Genomic DNA, 20,177 nt, shown 5'->3' with positions numbered 1-20,177 from the left:
TATTACTTTTAAATGTAATTGTTAATTAAGTATTTGATTTTTAACTATTTATTAATATGTTGTGACGGTAGTTTTGAAAGAAAATAGTCATAATTGTTAAACTATTTACAGAACTATAAACAAGTAATGTATTAACCTGTTATAATTGCATAATCAAGCTTAAAAAATGGCATTCAACGCGATTTTGTACACCGTACAGCTTAAATAACTACACTAATAATTAAATTTTTAGTATTTTAAAATACATCTGCAACAATGAATAAACAGCCTTTTACTGAAATTGACGAACTGAGTGTAAATACCATTCGTTTCCTGGCAACAGACATGGTTCAAGAAGCAAACTCCGGTCACCCGGGTTTACCGCTTGGCGCAGCACCAATGGCATACGTATTATGGAGCCGTTTTTTACGCTTTAACCCTAAAGAACCAAAATGGCCAAACCGCGATCGATTTGTATTATCAGCAGGCCACGGCTCTGCTTTATTATATAGCTTACTGCATTTGTACGGTTACGACCTGCCAATGGATGAGGTTAAAAAATTCAGACAATTAGGTTCTAAAACTCCGGGACACCCAGAGTCGACACATACACCTGGCATCGAGGTTACAACTGGTCCATTGGGTCAGGGTTTTGGTAATGGTGTAGGTATGGCTATGGCGCATGAGTTTTTAGCCTCTAAATATAACCGCGATGGTCACGATTTAATTGACCATTACGTTTACAGCATTGTAAGTGATGGCGATTTAATGGAAGGTGTTGCTTCAGAAGCTGCCTCATTAGCCGGCCACTTAAAATTAGGCCGTTTAATTTACTTATATGACGATAACTCGATCTCGCTAGACGGTTCGACAGAATATGCTTTTACGGAAGATAGGGATGCCCGCTTTAAATCATACGGATGGCATACCTTAACTGTACATGACGGTAACAACCTGGCCGAAATAGAACAAGCTATATTGGATGCACAAGCCGTTACAGACAAGCCTACGTTAATTTCTGTTAAAACCATCATTGGTTACGGAAGCCCGCAACAAGGTACCAATAAAGTACATGGTAGTGCGTTGGGTGTAGATAACCTTAAAAAAACTAAAGAATTTTTAGGGTTCGACCCCGAAAAAACATTCTTTGTGCCTGATGAGGTTAAAGATTACCTGCTGGAGCCGGGTAAAAAAGGTGCAGAACTACAAGCTGCATGGAATGAAAACTTCGATCAGTACAGCAAATCATTTGCTAAAGAAGCCAAAGAATTTACAACCAGCGAAGACGGTCAACTACCCGAAGGCTGGGATGCTAATTTGCCAACATTTAATGTAGGCGATCAATTGGCAACCCGCCAGGCATCAGGCAAAACCTTAGATGCATTACGTACCAGCATCCCATGGTTAATAGGCGGTGCGGCCGATTTAGCCAGCTCTAATGAAACTCCTGGTAAACCAGAAGATAGTTTCCAACCGGGTCATTTTTACAATCGTAACATTTGGTTTGGTGTGCGCGAACATGGTATGGGCGCTATATTAAATGGTATGGCTTCATACGGTGGTACCCGTGTTTATGGTGCTACCTTCTTAACTTTCTCAGATTATATGCGCGGATCTATCCGCCTGGCTGCTTTAACTAAAGCGCCGGTTACTTACATATTTACGCATGATAGCGTTGCTTTGGGTGAAGACGGCCCAACTCACCAACCGGTGGAGCATGTATCATCATTGCGTATGCTGCCTAACTTAACAGTATTACGCCCGGCAGATGCTTACGAGACTGTAGAGTCATGGAAAATTGCAATGAGCCGCTTAAAAGGCCCTGTAGCCTTGATCTTGTCTCGTCAAAAACTTCCGGTAATTGATCAGCAGAAATATGCACCGGCTGCCGGTAACGTACAGAAAGGTGGTTATATCCTTAACGATTCTAATGGAGCGCCGGATTTGATATTGATTGCAACCGGTTCTGAAGTTCACTTAATTTTAGATGCACAGGTTAAACTGGAAGCAGATGGTATTAAAACGCGTGTAGTAAGCTTACCATCGTTCGAGATTTTTAACCAGCAGGATCAAGCTTACCGCGATTCGGTATTGCCGCCGTCACAACACAAACGTTTGGCTGTTGAAGCCGGTGTAACTTTACCGTGGTATAAATATGTTACTGCAGAAGGTGACGTTTTAGGTATCGATACTTTTGGTGAAAGTGGCGAAGGACTGGCTGTTTTAGAGCACTTCGGTTTCACCGTAGAAAATGTTTACAAACGCGCTAAAGCACTCCTTAATAAATAAGCCATGACCATAGGTATTGCAGCAGACCATGCCGGTTTTGAGCAAAAAGGCGAGTTGCTAAAACTCCTTGCCGATGCCGGTTACGAGGTTAAAGATTTTGGCGCTTATGCTTATGACAGTGTGGATGACTACCCGGATGTGGTACTTCCGCTGGCCGAAGCAGTATCGAAAGGTGAGATTACCAAAGGCATTGCCGTTTGCGGTAGTGGCGTAGGTGTATCTGTAGCAGCCAACAAAGTGCCGGGCGTAAGGTCGGCCCTGATTATGGAAACATACTCGGCCCACCAGGGCGTAGAGCACGACGATATGAACCTGCTTTGCTTAGGCGGCAGGGTTATTGGCGTAGTGCTGATGTGGGAAATAGTACAAGCTTATTTAAAAGCCCACTATGATGGGGGCGAGCGTTTTCAACGCCGCCTTGACAAAGTAATAGCAATAGAAAATAAATACATAAAACCATGAAAAATCCGTTAGCACAGATTCCAGATTTTGGCCAGAGCATTTGGCTCGACTATATAAAAAAGTCATTCATTGAATCGGGTGAATTAAAAAAACTGATAGATGAGGATGACCTGAGAGGGGTAACTTCTAACCCGGCTATATTTGAAGAAGCCATTGCACACAGTGATGACTATAATGATATCATCAACGAACTGGCCAAAACAGACCTATCGACCGAAGATATCTTTTTAAAACTGGCCATAGCAGACGTTCAGGCTGCTGCCGACCTGTTTAAAGGTGTTTACGAAAAAACAGATGCTTTAGACGGCTATGTAAGTTTAGAAGTTTCACCGGGCCTGGCGCAAGATACAGAAGGTTCTATCGCCGAAGCCAGATCATCATGGGCTACGCTTGACCGTAAAAACGTGATGATTAAAATTCCAGGTACTAAAGAAGGTATCCCGGCTATTAAAGAACTGATTAGCGAAGGTATTAACATCAACGTTACCCTGCTGTTTAGTTTAGATCGTTACCGCGCTGTGGCCGAGGCTTACATTGAAGGTTTGGAAGCCCGCTTAGCTAAAGGCGAATCGATAGACAATGTGGCTTCTGTAGCCAGTTTCTTCCTGAGCCGTGTTGATACCATGGTTGATCCGCAACTGGAAGAGATCATTAAAACAGACAGCAACCGTGCAACACCGGCAAAACAATTGCTGGGTAAAGTAGCCATTGCCAGTGCACGTGTGGCTTACCACATCTACAAAGAAGTTTTCCGTTCAGAACGCTTTAAGGCCTTAGAAGCCAAAGGTGCAAAACCACAGCGTTTGCTATGGGCAAGTACCAGTGTTAAAAACAAGGCTTACGATGAGTTAATGTACCTGGAAGCCTTGATAGGCCCGGAAACGGTTGATACTGTGCCTAAAGATACCCTGGCTATTTACCGCGAAAAAGGCCACCCTGCTTCGCGTTTAGAAGACGGGCTTGAAGATGCGCAATATGTACTTTACCAGTTAGAGGATGTAGTTGGTTTAAAACTATCAGACATTACTCAAAAGCTGGAAGAAGAAGGTATCGAGAAATTCATCAAACCTTTTGGTAGCTTAATGAATGTGCTTGCACAAAAACGCCAGGAGGCCGCCGTATAATGCTAAACCACGGTACGCCAATAAAAGCACTTTTCCTTGATATAGGGGGAGTGCTTTTAACCAATGGCTGGGATACACAAGCACGCAGGGATGCTGCCGTTAAATTCGGATTAGATTTCGAAGAAATGAACAGCCGCCACCGTGTAATATTTGATGCCTATGAATCTGGAAAAGCCAGTTTGGATGAATATCTTAACCTGCTGGTTTTTTATGAGAAAAGAAGCTTTGCCCGCGAAGATTTTAAAGAGTTTATGACCAGCGTGTCTCATCCTTACCCGGATATGATTAAGCTGATTAGCGACATTAAGCACAAATACAAACTGCGTACCATTGCCGTTAACAACGAGGGTCGCGAACTGAATGAATACCGCGTAAAGCAATTTCATCTCAAGGGCTTTATCGACGTGTTTTCATCCTCATGTACCGTACGTATGCGTAAACCTGACAAAGAATTTTTTCAGATAGCGCTCGACCTTGCACAGGTAAAACCAAACGAAACCCTTTATATTGATGACAGGCTTGTATTTATACAGGCGGCTGATGTGCTTGGCATCAACGGTCTTCACCATACCGACATCGAAACCACGCGGCAAAAGCTAGCCGGCTATGGCCTCGAACAAAAACATTTAACCGAACACAGAATACTTTAAAGCAATTAAATATAAAAAATTATGGAAAATCATGATTTTGGCGTTGTAGGCCTTGGCGTTATGGGCAGAAACCTGCTCCTGAATATGGCGGATCACAAATTCGCTGTTGCAGGCCTTGACCTGGATGCCGAAAAAGCATCTGCGTTAGCAACAGAAGCAAAACCAGACCAGGATGCAAAAGGAACAACATCAGCAGAAGAATTTGTATCGATGCTGAGAAAACCAAGAGCAATTATGTTATTGGTACCAGCTGGTAAACCGGTAGATTCTGCCATTGCCAGCCTGGTGCCTTTGTTAGATAAAGGTGATATTATTATAGATGGGGGTAATTCATACTTCCCGGATACTAACCGCCGTATAGCCGAGCTGGAAGAAAAAGGTATCCACTTTTTCGGTATGGGTATTTCTGGTGGCGAAAAAGGTGCGCGTTTTGGCCCGAGCATGATGCCGGGTGGCGACAAACAAGCTTACGAGCGTTTACGCCCTGTATTTGAAGCCATTGCTGCTAAAGTTGATGGCGAGCCATGTGTTACTTACTTAGGTGCTGGTTCTGCCGGTAACTATGTTAAAATGGTACACAACGGTATCGAGTACGGTATTATGCAATTGATCTCTGAAGTTTATGACCTGCTGAAAAGAGGCTTAGGCTTTAGCGATGAAAAGTTACAGCAAATGTTTGCCGAGTGGAACGAAGGCGAATTAAAATCATTCCTGATTGAGATTACCGGTATTGTTTTAAAGAAAACTGATGACGAAACCGGCAAGCTTTTAGTAAACCTGATCTCTGACCAGGCTAAAGCTAAAGGTACAGGTAAATGGACTTCGCAAAATGCAATGGATTTGCAAGCACCAATCCCTACTATTGATGCAGCCGTAAACATGCGCGATCTATCTAAATATAAAGAAGAGCGTGTTGAGGCTTCTAAAAAATTAACTGATACCCCAACTGCACATACAAGCAGCGATGATGAAATTTTAAAAAGCCTGAAAGAGGCTTACTATTTCGCCATGATCAATATTTACGCACAGGGTTTAGCACAGCTTCACATTGCATCTAAAGAATATAACTACGGTTTAAAACTGGAAGATGTAGCTAAAATTTGGAGGGGCGGCTGTATTATCCGCGCAGTATGTTTAGAAGATTTCCGCAAGGCTTATGCCCGCAATGCTGATCTGCCAAACATTTTGTTGGATGATGAGATCGGCAAATCATTAGTAGCTACACAAACCAGCGCACGTAACGTTATTAAATTAGCGATTGATAAAGGTATCCCTACACCTGCGTTTGCAACTGCTTTAGGCTATTACGATGCTTACCGAAGCGAAAGAATGGCTACCAATCTCATCCAGGCACAACGCGATTACTTTGGTGCGCATACTTACGAGCGTATCGACAAAACAGGTACTTTCCATACCAAATGGGACTAATAAATTGATTGCCGTTACCATAAAAACATTATTATGAAATCTATAAAAAAAGCCGACAATACCGTTATCGTTATTTTTGGCGGCACCGGCGATTTGGCTAAGAGAAAATTAATCCCGGCTTTTTACAACCTGTATTTAGATGGTTGGATGCCAGAGAAATTTTCGATTATTGGTTTGGGCCGTACCGAGCTGGATGATGAGGAATACCGCGAGCGTTTGTACGAAGGCTTGGGCGATTTTTCGAGAAGCGGTAAACCCGATGCTGATAAATGGGCTACTTTCAAAGAGTCGATCTCTTACTTTGTATCTAATATTGACGATCCAAAATCTTTTGTCGAGTTGGGTAAAAAGATGGATGCTACAGATAAAGAATGGGGTGCCCGCGCAAGCCGCTTGTTCTATATGTCAGTTGCGCCACGGTTTATTGAGGCAGTTACTGTAAACATTAATTCGGCAGGTATTGCTGCTGATGCTGATAAGGACAGGATCATTATCGAAAAACCATTCGGCCATAATAAAGAAACAGCTATCGAACTGAACAACTTGCTGGTTCGCACTTTCCAGGAACAGCAGATCTACCGGATAGATCACTACCTGGGTAAAGAAACAGTGCAGAATATCCTGGCATTCCGCTTTGCTAACGCCCTTTTTGAACCACTTTGGAACCGTAACTACATCGACTATGTACAGGTTACTGTTGCCGAGCAGGTTGGGGTAGAAGAGCGTGGCGGATACTATGAAAGCGCAGGTGCCTTGAAGGATATGATCCAGAATCACCTGTTGCAAATTCTATGCATGGTGGCTATGGAACCTCCTATCTCTTTTAATGCCGAAGAAATTCGTAACCGTAAGGTGGATGTTTTGAGGGCTGTGCGCCGTATAAAGCCAGAAGAAGTACACCATTACGCAGTCAGAGGCCAATATGGTGAAGGTTGGTTACAGGGTAAAAAAGTACCGGGTTACCGCCAGGAACCGGATGTGAACCCTAAATCAAACACCGAAACATTTGTAGCTATCAAGTTTTATTTAGATAACTGGAGATGGCAGGGCGTACCGTTCTATCTGCGTACCGGTAAAAGGATGCAGGATAAAACTTCGTCTATCACTATCCAGTTCCGCCCGGTGCCGCATACTACCTTCCAGGATTCTGCTGCCGACAATATGATGGCTAACCGTTTAACCATTAATATCCAACCACAAATGGATATCCGCTTAAGGTTTACCACCAAAAAAGCAGGTTTGGAAATGGAATTGAACCCGGCCGAAATGATCTTTGATTATGACGATTGCTCAACTCAAACGCCGGAGGCTTACGAAACCTTGTTGCTTGATGCCATGCGCAAAGACGCAACCCTGTTTATGCGTGCCGACCAGGTAGAGGAAGCATGGGATGTAATTACTTCTATCCAGAACGCATGGGAATCCCGCGATTCGCTTGATTTCCCTAACTACGCTGCAGGTTCTTGGGGGCCGGAAGATGCTGAGGCATTAATAGCACGCCAGGGGCATGTTTGGGCAGTAAATGCACACCAAAAAGATAAGAAAAAGTAATATGGCTATCCAGGTATTTAAAACTACAGAAGAACAAAATATTGCCGCTGCCGAAATTTTTGTTGAGGCAGCAAAAAAGGCGATATCAAGATCAGGTAAGTTTAATGTGGCCTTAACAGGTGGTTCTTCGCCCGTTAAATTTCATAAGCTATTGGCAGAATCTCCTTATCGTGAACAGGTAGAATGGGAAAAAGTATCCATTTACTGGGGCGATGAGCGCTGGGTGCCTTTGGATGATGACAAGAGTAATGCTAAAATGGCTGAAGAAACGCTGTTAAGCCATGTACCCATCCCTGCAGATCAGATCCACTTTATGTGGGCTGCCGACGTAGAGCCGGAAGACTATGCTGCAGAATATGAGCAATTGCTAAGAGATAATCTTGGACCCGAAGGCAGCTTCGACCTGATATTTTTAGGCATGGGCTATGATGGCCACACGGCTTCCTTATTCCCCGGTGAGGCTGTATTAAGCGAGAAAGATAAATGGGTTGACGCCTATTTCCTTGCTCCGCAGGATATGTACCGCATTACACTTACCGCGCCCTTAATTAACAAGGCTAAGAAAATTGCCTTTGTATTATACGGCGAGAAAAAGATCCATGCCCTGAAAGAGGTATTAGAAGGCGAGCATAACCCAACAAAATATCCGTCGCAATTAATCAAACCGGTTAACGGCGAATTGGTATTTCTGGTTGATGAAGTTGCAGCTTCTGGTTTAGCTAATAAATAAAAAAGTTTTTAAATTATTAGAGAGCCCGGTCTGATTTTTCAGGCTGGGCTTTTTGTTTGAATATTTGCTGACGCGCTTGAAACATGGTTTAGGGCGAACCCTTATATTTAAAATACCTGCATGGCAGTTGCATTTGGTGGTTTTGTCATTCTGAACGTAGTGAAGAATCTTTTGCTTTATTAAAGTTATCAAAGCAGGCGTACACTTTACAGTTGAATAAGATTCTTCACTACGTTCAGGATGACAAATTACACATTAAAGTACTTTCGAAACTCTCGAAGAACACACCCCTTATTAAAGTTAGTGCTTATTGTACTGCACAATAAATCCCCTCTCGAGAGGGGAAAGCACTGTCACTCAATGCGCAGCAACTTTCATGGGGTGTGTTATACGTTGAGTAAGCTCCAATAAATCCGAAATCGAACATCCGAAATCTTAAATCAAATATTTCCCTTCTTCAATTCCTCAACCGCGAAATCACAGGCACGGGCGGTAAGCGCCATGTAGGTTAACGATGGGTTTTGGCTGGCAGAAGATGTCATACAGCTGCCATCGGTCACAAATACATTTTTAGCGGCGTGGATTTGGTTATTGCCATTGAGTACTGATGTTTTTGGGTCATGGCCCATACGTGCGGTTCCCATTTCGTGCACGGTATCGCCACCCGGTTTGCCGTAGTTAAATGTTTGTACGTTATTGAAGCCGGCAGCGGTCAGCATTTCGGCTGATGTTTTTTGGATGTCTTTCATCATTTTGTTTTCATTTTCACGAAATGAAAAATCGATGTTAATCAACGGTAATCCCCAGCTATCCTTCTGCGTATCATTAAGGCTGATCATGTTATCATGATAGGGGAGGCATTCGCCCCAGCCGGCCATCCAAACCGTCCAGTGGCCGGGGTGGGTTAGGGTGTTTTTAAAGTCGACGCCAAAGCCATCGGCAGTCATGGTGTCCATCCATTCAGAACGTTCCCCATGGCCCTGGATATTGTAACCGCGGGTAAAATCTAATCCCTCGTTACCCTTTATGTTTCTAAACCTCGGAATGAGGAAACCACATGGCCTGCGGCCTTTGTAATACATGTCTTTATAGCCGTCATAAGCACCCTGGGCACCGGCGGCAGAGTGGTGGTCCATCAGGTTGTGGCCAAGCTCGCCACTATCATTACCGAAGCCATTAGGGAAACGGTGCGATTTAGAATTCAATAAAATACCAGCCGTAGCAATGGTAGATGCATTGATGAAGACAATTTTGGCATAATATTCAAAATTCTCTTTGGTAATGGTGTCAATAATGCGTACGCCCTTGGCCTTCTGCTTTTGCTCATCAAACATAACCTCTGTAACCACAGAATACGGCCTTAAGGTTAAATTGCCGGTTTGCATGGCCGCAGGTATAGTAGAACTATTGCTGCTGAAATACCCACCAAACGGGCATCCACGCGAGCACAGGTTACGGTTCATACATGGGCCGCGGTTATCCCAGCCACGGCTCAAATTAGCCACGCGGGCAATGGTAAGTAAACGATCGTGACTATTTTTGCGGATAGATTCATCCAGGTGGTTCTCAATGCAATTTAAATCCAATGCAGGTAGGTAGTCGCCATCGGGTAGTTGAGGCAGATTTTCTTTCTTTCCACTTACGCCAATAAAACGCTCTACATAACTATACCATGGGTCAATATCTTTGTAACGGATTGGCCAGTCAATAGCCACACCCTCTTTTGCATTGGCTGTAAAATCAAGGTCGCTTAAGCGGTAACATTGCCTGCCCCAGGTTAACGAGCGGCCACCTACCTGGTAGCCTCTAAACCAGTGAAAAGGTTTTTGCTGGATATAAGGATGCTCGGTATCGTTTACAAAAAAGTGTGCATTACCGGCGTTGGTACCCTGTGATTGTACCGGGTTTTCTGCTTTGTATTTTGCCGCTGTATTGCCCCTTAAATCAAAATCCCAGGGGTTTAGCATGGCTGTGGTGTAGTCTTTTACATGTTCTACATTACGGCCTCTTTCCAATAGTAAAACCTTTAGCCCTTTTTTACAAAGTTCCATGGCTGCCCAGCCACCACTAATACCAGACCCAACTACTATGGCATCATAAGTAGCTTTATTATCAGATGCGCCTAATTTTATCATGTTTTATTTAGTGGCCCAGGCCTTTTGGTTTTTTTGTAACGGAATGCAGGCCACAAATTTTACGGGTACATAATCATACGCCATACCTTGTGTTGCACCTAACTGAGAGGTGCAGTAGCCTTCTACTGTTAAATCTTTTAGTTTGTTAAAAAATGGGGTTCCCAAAAACTTGTTATTGATTTTGTTGAGGATGCCAATAGAATATGTGGCTTTATCCTCAAAATGCTTTAACACCGCTATTTTCTGCTGTGGTGTGCATTCGGTAAAGGGATGATCGTATTTGTCGATCGTATATTTTTCGAGGCTACCCAAACCGGCCAGGAAATGTCGCTGCGTTTTTGGATCAATCTCTTTGATCATTTTAATAATGAAATCTTCTACATGTGCATCCTTGGCCCCGGGAGTATCTGTACGGGGGATGATGGTATCGGCAAGGTCTGCTATCAGTTGTTTTTTTTGAGGCAGCGCATCAATGCTAACCGCATTTCCGTCGCTGGCCCATTTATAAACAGAAACTGATGAAACGCCGACGGCTGCAAGAGCAAGTAAACTCTGAATCGCTTTTTTTCTGTTCACAATAGGGGTTGTATAAAGTAAATATAATATTAAAAAGCTAAAATTGTCAGGTCATTTTAATCATTGATTATTAGTGCGTTCATTTACAGGCATGTTGTAACAAAAATATTACTATTATTAATTAATAGGCAACATTAATCATAAAAGACTCGTTAAATCAACTATAAAACACGATTTGATGGGAAAGCTTTACTTCAATATAATAGCAATAGTTGCTATTTTCTTTTTTACCGCTTGCCAAAAGGCGCAAACTCTGGCGCCAACAAGTACAAATACCACTACAGGCACAACTACAATTATCCCCGTTGCCGGGCGAACAATAGCCATTGGTACAGGTACGGGTAACCTGATAATTGACGGCACCACCCTAGGCCTCAAATGTAATGATACCATTAAGGTAAAAGGGGGCACCTATAATGGTATCGACGTGCAAAATATTAATGCGGGTTGCCCTATTTACATCAACAATGATGGCCTGGTGCAAATGGCCGGTAATAGTGATCATATGCATATTACCAATGTAAGCAATTTGACAATCTCCGGGGATGGTACAACCGGTATAGCCCAGGGTTTTATATCGAGAGATAATGCGTACTACCACTCTATAATTCTGAACGGGGCCAGCCATAATTTAACTATTCAGAATTTTTCGTTCTCTAATATTGGTAATATCGTGATTTACAGTACAGGCACTAATATTTATAATGGTACAAAAGCATCATACACCGATAGCCTGAAAATCCTGAATAATACCTGCACCAACACTTCTACCTTTATACAGTTTGGTGGAGATGTAATTGCCGGTATTATAACCGGGTTAATTAAAAACATGGAGATCTCCGGACTAAATTTTAGTAACTCAAACTGCGGCGTTGTGGTTTTTGCAGCCAATGCCGATAGTTACAATATCCATAATAATATAATAACCGATATTAACCAAACCAATAATAACCACAACGGTATCTTCATGATTAAGGGTAGTGGGTCTTTTCACCATAACCTGGTCAAAAATCACCAGGGTAATGCCATAAGGGCCTGGATCAGGAGTTTTGGTACCGTGCCGCAAACAGTACTCATCTATAACAACGTAGTGGTAAACTCCAGAAAATATTCTGCATTTGAAGTACAATCATTTGCGGCAGAACTGGCGCCGGGAGTAACCACTTATGCCAACGCCAAAATATATGACAATACCTGTGGTAACCTTAATTTAAGTAAAGATTGGATAGGGGTTATTGTGGATGTTTATGACTTATTTGGTGGTACATGTGATGTATATGACAACGTTGGCTTTAATTTCCCTGCACCCAACCCCAATAGTTTCTTTGTAAACGAGCAGGCATCAACAGTACCTACAGTTAGCAATAATATTTATTTTACAACTGCCACGGCTGCCGGCATTACAAATGTTAATACTTTGACTGTGAAATAGGTTTATTATAAAGGTTTGGAGGGGATTAATAACTGTAAATTTTTTAATAAGTTATTCTAAAGCATTCATTAATAACCGATTTTTTAAATCAGTGCAAACAATATAGTTATGAATTGCTTTTTGAGATAAAATAAATCCCCTCATGGCAAAGAAAAAAAATCTGTTTGAAAGGTTTTCAAACTGGGCAACAATGGCTACCGGTAGTTCGGCTGCTTTTATAATCGCAATTTCTGTTATTATAGTGTGGCTGATATCAGGCCCTATATTTAAGTATTCTGATACCTGGCAGCTCATAATTAACACGGGTACAACTATTATTACCTTTTTAATGGTTTTCCTGATCCAAAAATCACAAAATAAAGACTCTAAAGCAATCCACTTAAAACTAAACGAGATATTGGCCTCGCACGAAGGTTCCAGCAACCGGATGGTAGATATTGAAGACCTTACAGAGGCCGAGTTAGATCAACTGCATAAATTTTATGTTAGATTATCTGACCTGGCAGAGAAAGAAGATGATCTGACCTGCACACACTCAATAGATGCTGCTGAAGAAAATCAAAAGCGTAAATCGAACAGATTGGCTATGCCTAGCAAAAAATAATATTAGTTAACTGTCATCCAATTGTCTTCAAACTGTCCTAATTAATAAGCTATTTTTTAATTTATAATACAAATTTTTGTTTTAATTAATTTAAAATCGCTGATTTTATGATTTTGTCGGTAAATAAATAAACTGGTATATAAATTGTATAACACATTACAATTAAAAACATCATCATTTACCTTTAAAAAACAACAACAGTCATGAGATCTTTATTATACATCGTAGCCGTTATCCTGATCATAGGATGGTTATTAGGAGAGTTTGTTTACTCTGCAGGTGGTTTAATCCACATCTTATTAGTAATTGCAATTATATCATTGATATTAGGTTTCTTGAGAAGAGATACTGTGGTATAAATGAGAACTTAATAATGCGCACCTCTTACCAAAGAGTTGTAAAATATAAAGCCCTGCTGTTTAACAACAGCAGGGCTTTTGTTTGTAATAATGAAGTACTGGCTCCTTATATCTCCATATCTAATTTAGGAGCATCAGCAATTTTATCTAAAATAGATGCCGGTAAATAAGGCCTGCCGCCCGAAGCTGGTACGCAGGTGCCGGTAAAAACGGCTTTAGTCATTACCTTTCCATTTAAAACAATAGCTTGTTTAAAGTGCAATTTTGGCAGCCCGGCAGGGTCAGCAAATAATGTACAGGTAACTGCAAATTGGTCATCCTTTTTAAGCGACCTCAAAAAACTGATCTTATACTGTGATAAAACCATGTAAATCCCGTTTTTTGCTTCTTCCTCAAAGTCGAAACCCAGCACTTCCCTAATATAATCATGGCGGCAATACTCCATGTAAAACGGATAGTATAAACCATCCATAATGTTTTGCACGTCTATGTGTTCTGCCTTTGCGGTATAGGTTTTAGAATATTCCATAATGGTATAAAACTAAGCTTGTTCGCCTTTTGGAGGCCTTGGTCCACGTTTAAAGATAATTAAGCCGTTTAAAAAATTACGGAGAATCTGGTCGCCGCAAGGTTTAAAATTTGGATGATCGTCGTTACGGAATATAGCGCTGATCTCGTTTTTTGTTACCTTAAAGTTGGCCAGGTCTAAAACCTTAATAATATCGTCGTCTGTAAATTTTAAAGCTACCCGAAGCTTTTTCATTATATCGTTATTGCTCATGGTGTTGTATTTATCGTTTTATCGGGAAATCTCTATTTTAATTTTCTTTCCTTTAATTTTTTCACTTTTAACCATTTCAACCACACGCTCAATGCGGTTTCGTTTCACCGCTGCGTATGAGGAGTGGTCAAGTACTTCTATCAAACCCAGGTCTTCTTTAGCCAGCTCGCCTTTTTTTAATAGCAGGCCTACAATATCAACCTTGTTAACCTTATCTTTTTTGCCTGCTGCAATATACACGGTTGCCCAGGGAGATGCTTTGGGTATAACAGGTTCGGCCGAGAGGTCTTCTATTTCGGGAATTTCTTTTAAATAGGCTGGTTTCTCATCCGGTGTTAACATCAAATAAGAGGTGCCGGTAGCATGCATCCGCGCTGTGCGGCCGTTACGGTGCGTAAAGGCCTCTTCGTTATGCGGCAACTGATAATGCACCACATGTTCTATCTCCGGTATATCCAGGCCGCGCGAGGCCAGATCTGTGGTGATTAATATACGGTGGCTGCCGTTTCTAAATTTAAGCAAGGCCCGCTCGCGGTCATCCTGCTCCATACCGCCGTGGAATATGTCATGGTAAATACCTATATCATATAACAGATCGCTAATGCGTTCTACCGCTTCGCGATGGTTACAGAAAATCAGGGTAGGTTGGTCGCCTATCTTACAAATCAATGAAAATAAAGCTTCCAGTTTATCGGCTGCATCGGCAACAATTGCTTTTTGTTTAAGCGCCGGGGCAGATGCTGTATTGCTCAAAAAATCAACCTTAATTGGTTTATTAATCCCGGTAAAAGCTGGTATCTCGTCCATTTGTGTGGCTGAGGTAAGCATGCGTTTTTTAATGGCGGGCATTTGCTTAATAATGTAAGCCATATCTTCCTGGAAACCAAACTCTAATGCTTTATCAAACTCGTCGAGTATCAGTGTTTTAATAGTTGCGGTATCAAAACTTTCGCGGCGCAGGTGGTGGGCTATGCGGCCGGGTGTGCCAATTAAAACTGCAGGCGGCTGCGAGAGGTTGTTGCGTTCTATTTTTACATCGTGACCGCCATAACAACAATTTACCTTAAAGCCGCTACCCATGGCTCTAAAAACCTGTTCTATCTGTAAAGCTAATTCGCGCGATGGTACCAGGATCATTACCTGTACGGTTGATATGTTAGCATCCAGTACGCCAAGCAATGGTAATAAGAAGCCCAGCGTTTTGCCCGACCCTGTAGGCGAAAGCAGTATTACATCGCCTTTTTTGGCGGCGCTAATGGCCGCTTCCTGCATGGGGTTAAGGGTAGTTATCTTTAAATTCTGTAGTGCTTGCTTAATCATTGTACCTGTGAATTGGCATCAAAGATAAGGTAAAATGCCGGGAGGGCGATTTTAATACTAAGAGTTAGTAGCCATAAAAAGTTGAAATATGCCCTATTGAAAATCTACAGCCTTTAAGAGGCCTTGGATTATTTCTATAAATCAGTATCGGGCTTTTGTTCTTTTGAATTTGCCTTGAGCATTACACGGCCTTTTTTGGTTAACGCATAAATCGTTTTTTTTGATTTGACATCTTCCAGGCTATCAATCAGATTGTATGTTTTCAAATCCTTTAAATCATCTGCGCTTATGCCGGTTGCAAATCCTTTTTCTGCAATTACTTTGAGTGCTGCAACTACCTCTTCGTGTTTCATCGTGCTAAATTAAGTATTATATATCAGACAAAGGCTGTTAGCGCCCTTGCCTAAAATTGAATTAAAACAAAAAATCCCCTCATTACTGAGAGGATTTTTGTTGGAGCGAAAGACGAGATTCGAACTCGCGACCCCGACCTTGGCAAGGTCGTGCTCTACCAACTGAGCTACTTTCGCATTGGGGTTGCAAATATAGACAGAAAAATATATTGTGCAAGAGAAAAAAATAAAATCGTTTCAAGGAAATTTGCTCATGTACTGTAAGTTTTTTATAACGAACTGTTTACAATTGGATTTTTATAAAACAAATTCTATAAAAGCAATTTAGTTGCATTTGTATAAAAGAGATATATCTTTGTTTAAACCTTTAATTATGAAATACTTATTTGTTTTGGTATCCTTTTTTGCCATTGTGTGGCATACAAACGCGCAGAATGGTTTAATTATCAGCAACAACCTGGTTATTTATCCCGATAGTATTATTAAACAGCGTGTTAGCAAGTCGCCTGCATTTCAATTGATTTTTGATGAAACAGAAACTCATGATATTACCTATTTAAGCACAGGTTTAAAGATTAAAGGATTTGTTATACAGCCTAAAAAACCAGGCAAATACCCCTGTCTTATTTTTTGCAGAGGCGGGCATGAAGATTTTGGGAGTATTGATTTATGGACCACATCCGCACTTGCAGATATTGCCCGGCATGGCTACGTGGTTATCGCCTCTCAGTTACGTGGGTCGCCGGGGAGTGATGGCAAAGATGAATTTGGTGGTGCAGATACATCAGATGTAATTAACTGCATCCCTGCATTGGCGCATTTGCCCTATGCCGATACATCGCGCATAGGGATTTATGGAATTAGCAGGGGAGGCATGAATGCATTGCAAGTACTACGCTCGCAAAAAAGTATTAAAGCGGCTATTATAAACAGTGGCCTTGTTAATGCATTTGATAATATTGAAAGAAAGGATGGAGCCGGTTTTGAGAAGGAAATATATCAAAGATTGATACCTGATTATCAAACAGAAAAACAAAAGCAACTAATGCTGCGCAGTGCCTTGTATTGGCCCGAAATGATCTGTAAAACTACACCACTATTAATAATGCAGGGAACCAGCGACTGGCGGGTTGATGCCGCAGGTACTATTAAACTGGCAGAGAAGCTTTATGCGCTAAAACAGCCTATGCGTTTGGTATTGGTAGAAGGTGGCACTCATGGGTTAAGGCTCCCAATTAGGGATAACATGCTTTTAGAATGGCTGGATAGGTATGTGAAAAATAAAACACCATTACCGGATATGACTTTACACGGCGAATAATCAAAGGTTTAATTAATAGCCGGTTACATGCTGCAATATTTTGTGTAAAAGGTTGTAATTAAAAGTGATTGCCATCACTTTTATAACCATTTAATATTAAGAGCTTTATACTATAAATTTATAGATGTAAAGCCATGAAAACATTACTTATTGCTACTGATTTTTCGGCCAATGCCAGGCATGCTGCCGATTATGGTTATAATCTTGCCAAACATATAAAAGCCAATGTTTTATTATGTAATGCAGTTATGGTTCCGTCAGAGATTCCGCAAGCCGGTGGAGTAGTATGGCCTGCCGAGGAATATGATTTATTGATGGATGATAGTGCTGAGGGCTTAAAACAACTCAGAAAACATTTAGAGCATAAAGATTATACAGCCGGATTTCACCCGGCAATTACCTGCACTAATAGCGCAGGCACAGTAACAGACGTTGTAAACAATATCATATCTACGCATGAAATTGAGATGGTGGTATCCGGCACACATGGCAGCAGCAGCCTAAGTCAGTTTTTATTGGGAAACCACAGTAAGGCTATTATTAACGGTGTACAAAAGCCTGTTTTATTGATTCCGCATATGGCTGTGATAGAGCCGGTTAAAAAGATTGCTTTCGCTGTAGATTTTGAGGCGCCAGAGAAAGACGTGGAGAATATTTATGCGCTGATACCGCTCGCTAAACGCTTAAATGCCGAAATTTTAATAACACATGTTTATAAAGAAAAATACGAAGCCCCAGCCTTTAAACAATGGATAGGGGAGCTTTTAACACAAATATCAAACAAGGCAAATTACCCAAACATTTATTACCGTGTTATTAAAAGCGAAAATACTGAGAATGGCCTGAACTGGTTATGTGCACACGGGCAAATTGATATGCTTGCTATGATACACAGGCCCCATAACTTTTTTGAAAATATTTTTGAAGGCAGCCATACCCAAAAAATGGCCGGGCATATTAATATCCCGTTGCTGGTTTTTTCGTCTCTAAACTAACTATCATCTAAAAAATAAAATCATGAAAGAAATAGATGCTATCGTAGCAAAAGTGAAAGGTGCTTTAGCTGCCAAAAAACAAGAAATTATTAATGCCGGTAATTCTGTTATTCCCTTTGTTACTGATGCTTTTAAGAGAAGACAAATGGAGGTATGTTCGTTCGAACTGATGAATAATCAGGTTAATGCAGAAGATTATCAAAAAACAGATCTGATTATCAGATGCGAACATGATGCACTGGACTTGCTGGGCGAAATAAGTAAAATAAGAGTTTAATGAACAGAATAAGCGTTTGCGTGTTAGTTGATTATCAAATGTACTTTAATGGTAATTAACCTTCAAATATTGTGGCTTTTTTTGCTTGCATTACCCATTGCCTGCGTGGCATGGACTGTTACGCATGAAGAGGTATTTCGCGAACCACGAGAATATTGTGTAAACCGGTGTAAAAAGGGACGAACCATATTGGAGCGAAAATTCTTTTATCTCTTTACCTGCGAATATTGTTTCAGCCATTATGTAACCCTTGTGTTTTTATTGCTTACAGGCTATAAATTACTGCTGATGGATTGGAGAGGATACATTATAGCGGGGTTTGCCTTAGTGTGGATAGCTAATGTATATATGAGTTTGTTTGGACTCCTCCGCCAGGATATATCCAAAGAAAAAACAGAAATTAAGTTGATGGAAGAAACCAAGTCGCTTAACACAGAGATTAAATCTTGATTCCGACATCACGCTTTCGAATTCTTTCCTGAGGTGTGTGGCTTGTGTCAACCTTTTTTAACTCGAAAAAGGTAATATTATCTGCATAAACTAAAATCAGCCTCAATAGCACAGTCATTTTTAGATGCATTTTTAACCAGAATAAGGTGCTTTAAACACACTGGAGGGCATAATGCAAAAATAAATAAAGAATAAGTTGACAGATGTGTAATTATGAGTATAATTAACGTATATTTGTAATCTTATAAATAATATAATGCAACAAGGAACAGTAAAGTTTTTTAACGAGGAAAAAGGTTTTGGATTTATTACCCCAAGCAGTGGTGGTAAAGAAATTTTTGTTCACTCATCAGGTCTGATTGATAACATTCGCGAGAATGACACAGTTCAATTCGATGTAGAAGAAGGTCGTAAAGGCCCTAACGCAGTAAAAGTAAAGGTAGCTTAGTTACTTTAAAATACTATCAGGCATCTTTCTTTTATAGGAGGATGCCTTTTTTATACCATTATTTTCCTTCTTGCAAATAGTAGAAAATTTTTAAAATTCATATGGGTAGATCAACAGAAACATTTAGTAAAAAAGAACGAGAAAAGAAAAAATCAATTAAACAACGGGATAAGAAAGAAAGATCTGAAGACCGTAAAGCAAATTCTGATAAAGGAAAAAGCTTAAATGACATGATGGCTTATATTGACGAGAACGGAAATATAACCTCAACACCACCAGATCCTACAAGGAAAAAGGCAGTAATACTATCTGAAAATATCCAGATTGCTGTGCCAAAACAAGCAGATATCCTTCCGGCAGATCTGATCAGAAGCGGTTCAGTTGCATTTTTCAACGAATCAAAAGGGTACGGTTTCATTAGAGACCTGGTTAGCCAGGAAAGTATCTTTGTACATATCAACGGGCTACTTGACCCGATAAAAGAGAACGACAAAGTTACGTTTGAAACAGAACAAGGGCAAAAAGGCCTGAATGCCATCAAAGTTAAATTGGCTGTTAAGTAGTACTTAACAATATAGCTATCTGCAGCACTATGCGATAGTTATTACTGTTTATTAAATAGTTGGGTTTGGTATAGGTACCACCCAACCCGTATTCGGCAAAACCTTGCTTTATTAAGGATTAGTAGAATAAGCTCTTTAATACCTGTTGTTATTAAAACCAGGCAATCTATAACAAGCTTATACCTCTTTATCAATCCCATTGTGTGTGATACTTCTAAAAAGTAAATTTGTGCTTATTTAAGCCAAAACGATAGCTATTTTGCAAATTGGCATATTATAGGATCGACATGTTTTCCATAATGCTACCCCAAAGGCCTCCGTATTATACTGGGGCCTTTGGGGTTTAATAT

The 20,177-nt window shown here is 40.9% G+C and carries 22 protein-coding genes and 1 tRNA gene; 16 read left to right on the top strand and 7 right to left on the bottom strand.

Annotated elements, in window-relative coordinates; all coding sequences use genetic code 11:
* The first annotated feature begins 255 nt into the window (after positions 1-255).
* From tkt to pgl, 7 genes are read left to right on the top strand one after another with little or no spacing between them, the layout of a single operon-like run.
* Entirely contained in the window at positions 256-2,268 is a 2,013-nt protein-coding gene (gene tkt / locus RG47T_RS11245; protein ID WP_074489556.1) for a transketolase, read from the top strand.
* A 3-nt stretch (positions 2,269-2,271) separates the two neighbouring features.
* Positions 2,272-2,730, top strand: coding sequence for an RpiB/LacA/LacB family sugar-phosphate isomerase (locus tag RG47T_RS11240; protein ID WP_074489555.1), 459 nt, complete (start codon positions 2,272-2,274; stop codon positions 2,728-2,730).
* On the top strand, positions 2,727-3,854 hold the full coding sequence (gene tal / locus RG47T_RS11235; protein ID WP_074489554.1) for a transaldolase: 1,128 nt from the start codon (positions 2,727-2,729) through the stop codon (positions 3,852-3,854). The genes RG47T_RS11240 and tal overlap by 4 nt, the downstream gene beginning before the upstream one ends.
* Positions 3,854-4,504 (top strand): HAD family hydrolase, encoded by a 651-nt coding sequence (locus RG47T_RS11230; protein ID WP_074489553.1) that lies wholly within the window; start codon positions 3,854-3,856, stop codon positions 4,502-4,504. Before tal ends, RG47T_RS11230 begins: the two co-directional genes overlap by 1 nt.
* Positions 4,505-4,525: 21 nt before the next feature.
* Positions 4,526-5,932, top strand: a complete 1,407-nt coding sequence (gnd, locus tag RG47T_RS11225; RefSeq protein WP_074489552.1) for an NADP-dependent phosphogluconate dehydrogenase — start codon at positions 4,526-4,528, stop codon at positions 5,930-5,932.
* Between the two features lie 33 nt (positions 5,933-5,965).
* Positions 5,966-7,483 carry a glucose-6-phosphate dehydrogenase gene (gene zwf, locus RG47T_RS11220; protein WP_074489551.1) on the top strand — a complete coding sequence of 506 codons (1,518 nt, stop codon included), beginning with the start codon at positions 5,966-5,968 and terminating at the stop codon, positions 7,481-7,483.
* 1 nt (position 7,484) lies between these two features.
* Entirely contained in the window at positions 7,485-8,213 is a 729-nt protein-coding gene (gene pgl, locus RG47T_RS11215) for a 6-phosphogluconolactonase (protein ID WP_074493349.1), read from the top strand.
* Positions 8,214-8,653: 440 nt separating this feature from the next.
* On the opposite strand, the gene RG47T_RS11210 is transcribed toward pgl, so the two are convergent.
* Both RG47T_RS11210 and RG47T_RS11205 read right to left on the bottom strand, forming a co-directional pair.
* Positions 8,654-10,348, bottom strand: coding sequence for an FAD-dependent oxidoreductase (locus RG47T_RS11210; RefSeq protein ID WP_074489550.1), 1,695 nt, complete (start codon positions 10,346-10,348; stop codon positions 8,654-8,656).
* A 3-nt stretch (positions 10,349-10,351) separates the two neighbouring features.
* Positions 10,352-10,924 (bottom strand): gluconate 2-dehydrogenase subunit 3 family protein, encoded by a 573-nt coding sequence (locus RG47T_RS11205; RefSeq protein WP_074489549.1) that lies wholly within the window; start codon positions 10,922-10,924, stop codon positions 10,352-10,354.
* Between the two features lie 178 nt (positions 10,925-11,102).
* Between RG47T_RS11205 and RG47T_RS11200 the strand changes: the two genes are divergently transcribed.
* The 3 genes from RG47T_RS11200 (at position 11,103) to RG47T_RS25720 (ending at position 13,319) form a co-directional block, all read left to right on the top strand.
* Positions 11,103-12,356 carry a hypothetical protein gene (locus RG47T_RS11200; RefSeq protein ID WP_074489548.1) on the top strand — a complete coding sequence of 418 codons (1,254 nt, stop codon included), beginning with the start codon at positions 11,103-11,105 and terminating at the stop codon, positions 12,354-12,356.
* Between the two features lie 142 nt (positions 12,357-12,498).
* Positions 12,499-12,960 (top strand): low affinity iron permease family protein, encoded by a 462-nt coding sequence (locus RG47T_RS11195; RefSeq protein WP_074489547.1) that lies wholly within the window; start codon positions 12,499-12,501, stop codon positions 12,958-12,960.
* Positions 12,961-13,163: 203 nt separating this feature from the next.
* The gene (locus RG47T_RS25720; protein WP_139235749.1) at positions 13,164-13,319 is read left to right on the top strand and encodes a lmo0937 family membrane protein; all 156 of its coding nucleotides are present in this window, start codon (positions 13,164-13,166) and stop codon (positions 13,317-13,319) included.
* A 106-nt stretch (positions 13,320-13,425) separates the two neighbouring features.
* Here RG47T_RS25720 and RG47T_RS11190 read toward each other — a convergent pair whose 3' ends face one another.
* The 5 genes from RG47T_RS11190 to RG47T_RS11170 form a co-directional block, all read right to left on the bottom strand.
* On the bottom strand, positions 13,426-13,848 hold the full coding sequence (locus tag RG47T_RS11190; RefSeq protein ID WP_074489546.1) for an acyl-CoA thioesterase: 423 nt from the start codon (positions 13,846-13,848) through the stop codon (positions 13,426-13,428).
* 12 nt (positions 13,849-13,860) lie between these two features.
* Positions 13,861-14,100, bottom strand: a complete 240-nt coding sequence (locus RG47T_RS11185) for a DUF1456 family protein (protein WP_074489545.1) — start codon at positions 14,098-14,100, stop codon at positions 13,861-13,863.
* An 18-nt stretch (positions 14,101-14,118) separates the two neighbouring features.
* Positions 14,119-15,420: a DEAD/DEAH box helicase gene (locus RG47T_RS11180; RefSeq protein ID WP_074489544.1), complete on the bottom strand. Its 1,302-nt coding sequence runs from the start codon at positions 15,418-15,420 to the stop codon at positions 14,119-14,121.
* Positions 15,421-15,554: 134 nt separating this feature from the next.
* Complete coding sequence (locus RG47T_RS11175) at positions 15,555-15,773, bottom strand: hypothetical protein (RefSeq protein ID WP_074489543.1); 219 nt, start codon at positions 15,771-15,773, stop codon at positions 15,555-15,557.
* Between the two features lie 101 nt (positions 15,774-15,874).
* Positions 15,875-15,950: transfer RNA gene (locus RG47T_RS11170), tRNA-Gly, on the bottom strand.
* A gap of 196 nt (positions 15,951-16,146) precedes the next feature.
* On the opposite strand from RG47T_RS11170, the gene RG47T_RS11165 reads away from it, so the two are divergent.
* The 6 genes from RG47T_RS11165 to RG47T_RS26710 all read left to right on the top strand — a co-directional run bounded on the left by RG47T_RS11165 (position 16,147) and on the right by RG47T_RS26710 (position 19,827).
* Complete coding sequence (locus RG47T_RS11165; protein ID WP_074489542.1) at positions 16,147-17,094, top strand: alpha/beta hydrolase family protein; 948 nt, start codon at positions 16,147-16,149, stop codon at positions 17,092-17,094.
* Between the two features lie 134 nt (positions 17,095-17,228).
* Entirely contained in the window at positions 17,229-18,089 is an 861-nt protein-coding gene (locus RG47T_RS11160; RefSeq protein WP_074489541.1) for a universal stress protein, read from the top strand.
* A 22-nt stretch (positions 18,090-18,111) separates the two neighbouring features.
* Complete coding sequence (locus tag RG47T_RS11155) at positions 18,112-18,366, top strand: hypothetical protein (RefSeq protein WP_074489540.1); 255 nt, start codon at positions 18,112-18,114, stop codon at positions 18,364-18,366.
* 48 nt (positions 18,367-18,414) lie between these two features.
* A complete protein-coding gene (locus RG47T_RS11150) occupies positions 18,415-18,816 on the top strand; it encodes a hypothetical protein (protein WP_074489539.1) in 402 nt (133 codons plus the stop codon).
* A gap of 256 nt (positions 18,817-19,072) precedes the next feature.
* Positions 19,073-19,264 carry a cold-shock protein gene (locus RG47T_RS11145; RefSeq protein WP_074489538.1) on the top strand — a complete coding sequence of 64 codons (192 nt, stop codon included), beginning with the start codon at positions 19,073-19,075 and terminating at the stop codon, positions 19,262-19,264.
* Positions 19,265-19,365: 101 nt separating this feature from the next.
* Positions 19,366-19,827, top strand: a complete 462-nt coding sequence (locus RG47T_RS26710) for a cold-shock protein (RefSeq protein ID WP_074489537.1) — start codon at positions 19,366-19,368, stop codon at positions 19,825-19,827.
* The last annotated feature ends 350 nt before the right edge of the window (positions 19,828-20,177 follow it).

Origin of the sequence: Mucilaginibacter polytrichastri (assembly GCF_001911425.1) — a bacterium.
Classification (GTDB): Bacteria; Bacteroidota; Bacteroidia; order Sphingobacteriales; family Sphingobacteriaceae; genus Mucilaginibacter; species Mucilaginibacter polytrichastri.
Note: the sequence above shows the minus strand (reverse complement) of the source record. Positions and strands in the feature narration are given on the sequence as shown.

Bases quoted from the DNA above. Each gene is read 5' to 3' on its own strand.
- tkt (WP_074489556.1), top strand. From the start codon at position 256: ATGAATAAACAGCCTTTTACTGAAATTGACGAACTGAGTGTAAATACC.
- RG47T_RS11240 (WP_074489555.1), top strand. From the start codon at position 2,272: ATGACCATAGGTATTGCAGCAGACCATGCCGGTTTTGAGCAAAAAGGC.
- tal (WP_074489554.1), top strand. From the start codon at position 2,727: ATGAAAAATCCGTTAGCACAGATTCCAGATTTTGGCCAGAGCATTTGG.
- RG47T_RS11230 (WP_074489553.1), top strand. From the start codon at position 3,854: ATGCTAAACCACGGTACGCCAATAAAAGCACTTTTCCTTGATATAGGG.
- gnd (WP_074489552.1), top strand. From the start codon at position 4,526: ATGGAAAATCATGATTTTGGCGTTGTAGGCCTTGGCGTTATGGGCAGA.
- zwf (WP_074489551.1), top strand. From the start codon at position 5,966: ATGAAATCTATAAAAAAAGCCGACAATACCGTTATCGTTATTTTTGGC.
- pgl (WP_074493349.1), top strand. From the start codon at position 7,485: ATGGCTATCCAGGTATTTAAAACTACAGAAGAACAAAATATTGCCGCT.
- RG47T_RS11210 (WP_074489550.1), bottom strand. From the start codon at position 10,348: ATGATAAAATTAGGCGCATCTGATAATAAAGCTACTTATGATGCCATA.
- RG47T_RS11200 (WP_074489548.1), top strand. From the start codon at position 11,103: ATGGGAAAGCTTTACTTCAATATAATAGCAATAGTTGCTATTTTCTTT.
- RG47T_RS11195 (WP_074489547.1), top strand. From the start codon at position 12,499: ATGGCAAAGAAAAAAAATCTGTTTGAAAGGTTTTCAAACTGGGCAACA.
- RG47T_RS25720 (WP_139235749.1), top strand. From the start codon at position 13,164: ATGAGATCTTTATTATACATCGTAGCCGTTATCCTGATCATAGGATGG.
- RG47T_RS11190 (WP_074489546.1), bottom strand. From the start codon at position 13,848: ATGGAATATTCTAAAACCTATACCGCAAAGGCAGAACACATAGACGTG.
- RG47T_RS11185 (WP_074489545.1), bottom strand. From the start codon at position 14,100: ATGAGCAATAACGATATAATGAAAAAGCTTCGGGTAGCTTTAAAATTT.
- RG47T_RS11180 (WP_074489544.1), bottom strand. From the start codon at position 15,420: ATGATTAAGCAAGCACTACAGAATTTAAAGATAACTACCCTTAACCCC.
- RG47T_RS11175 (WP_074489543.1), bottom strand. From the start codon at position 15,773: ATGAAACACGAAGAGGTAGTTGCAGCACTCAAAGTAATTGCAGAAAAA.
- RG47T_RS11165 (WP_074489542.1), top strand. From the start codon at position 16,147: ATGAAATACTTATTTGTTTTGGTATCCTTTTTTGCCATTGTGTGGCAT.
- RG47T_RS11160 (WP_074489541.1), top strand. From the start codon at position 17,229: ATGAAAACATTACTTATTGCTACTGATTTTTCGGCCAATGCCAGGCAT.
- RG47T_RS11155 (WP_074489540.1), top strand. From the start codon at position 18,112: ATGAAAGAAATAGATGCTATCGTAGCAAAAGTGAAAGGTGCTTTAGCT.
- RG47T_RS11150 (WP_074489539.1), top strand. From the start codon at position 18,415: ATGGTAATTAACCTTCAAATATTGTGGCTTTTTTTGCTTGCATTACCC.
- RG47T_RS11145 (WP_074489538.1), top strand. From the start codon at position 19,073: ATGCAACAAGGAACAGTAAAGTTTTTTAACGAGGAAAAAGGTTTTGGA.
- RG47T_RS26710 (WP_074489537.1), top strand. From the start codon at position 19,366: ATGGGTAGATCAACAGAAACATTTAGTAAAAAAGAACGAGAAAAGAAA.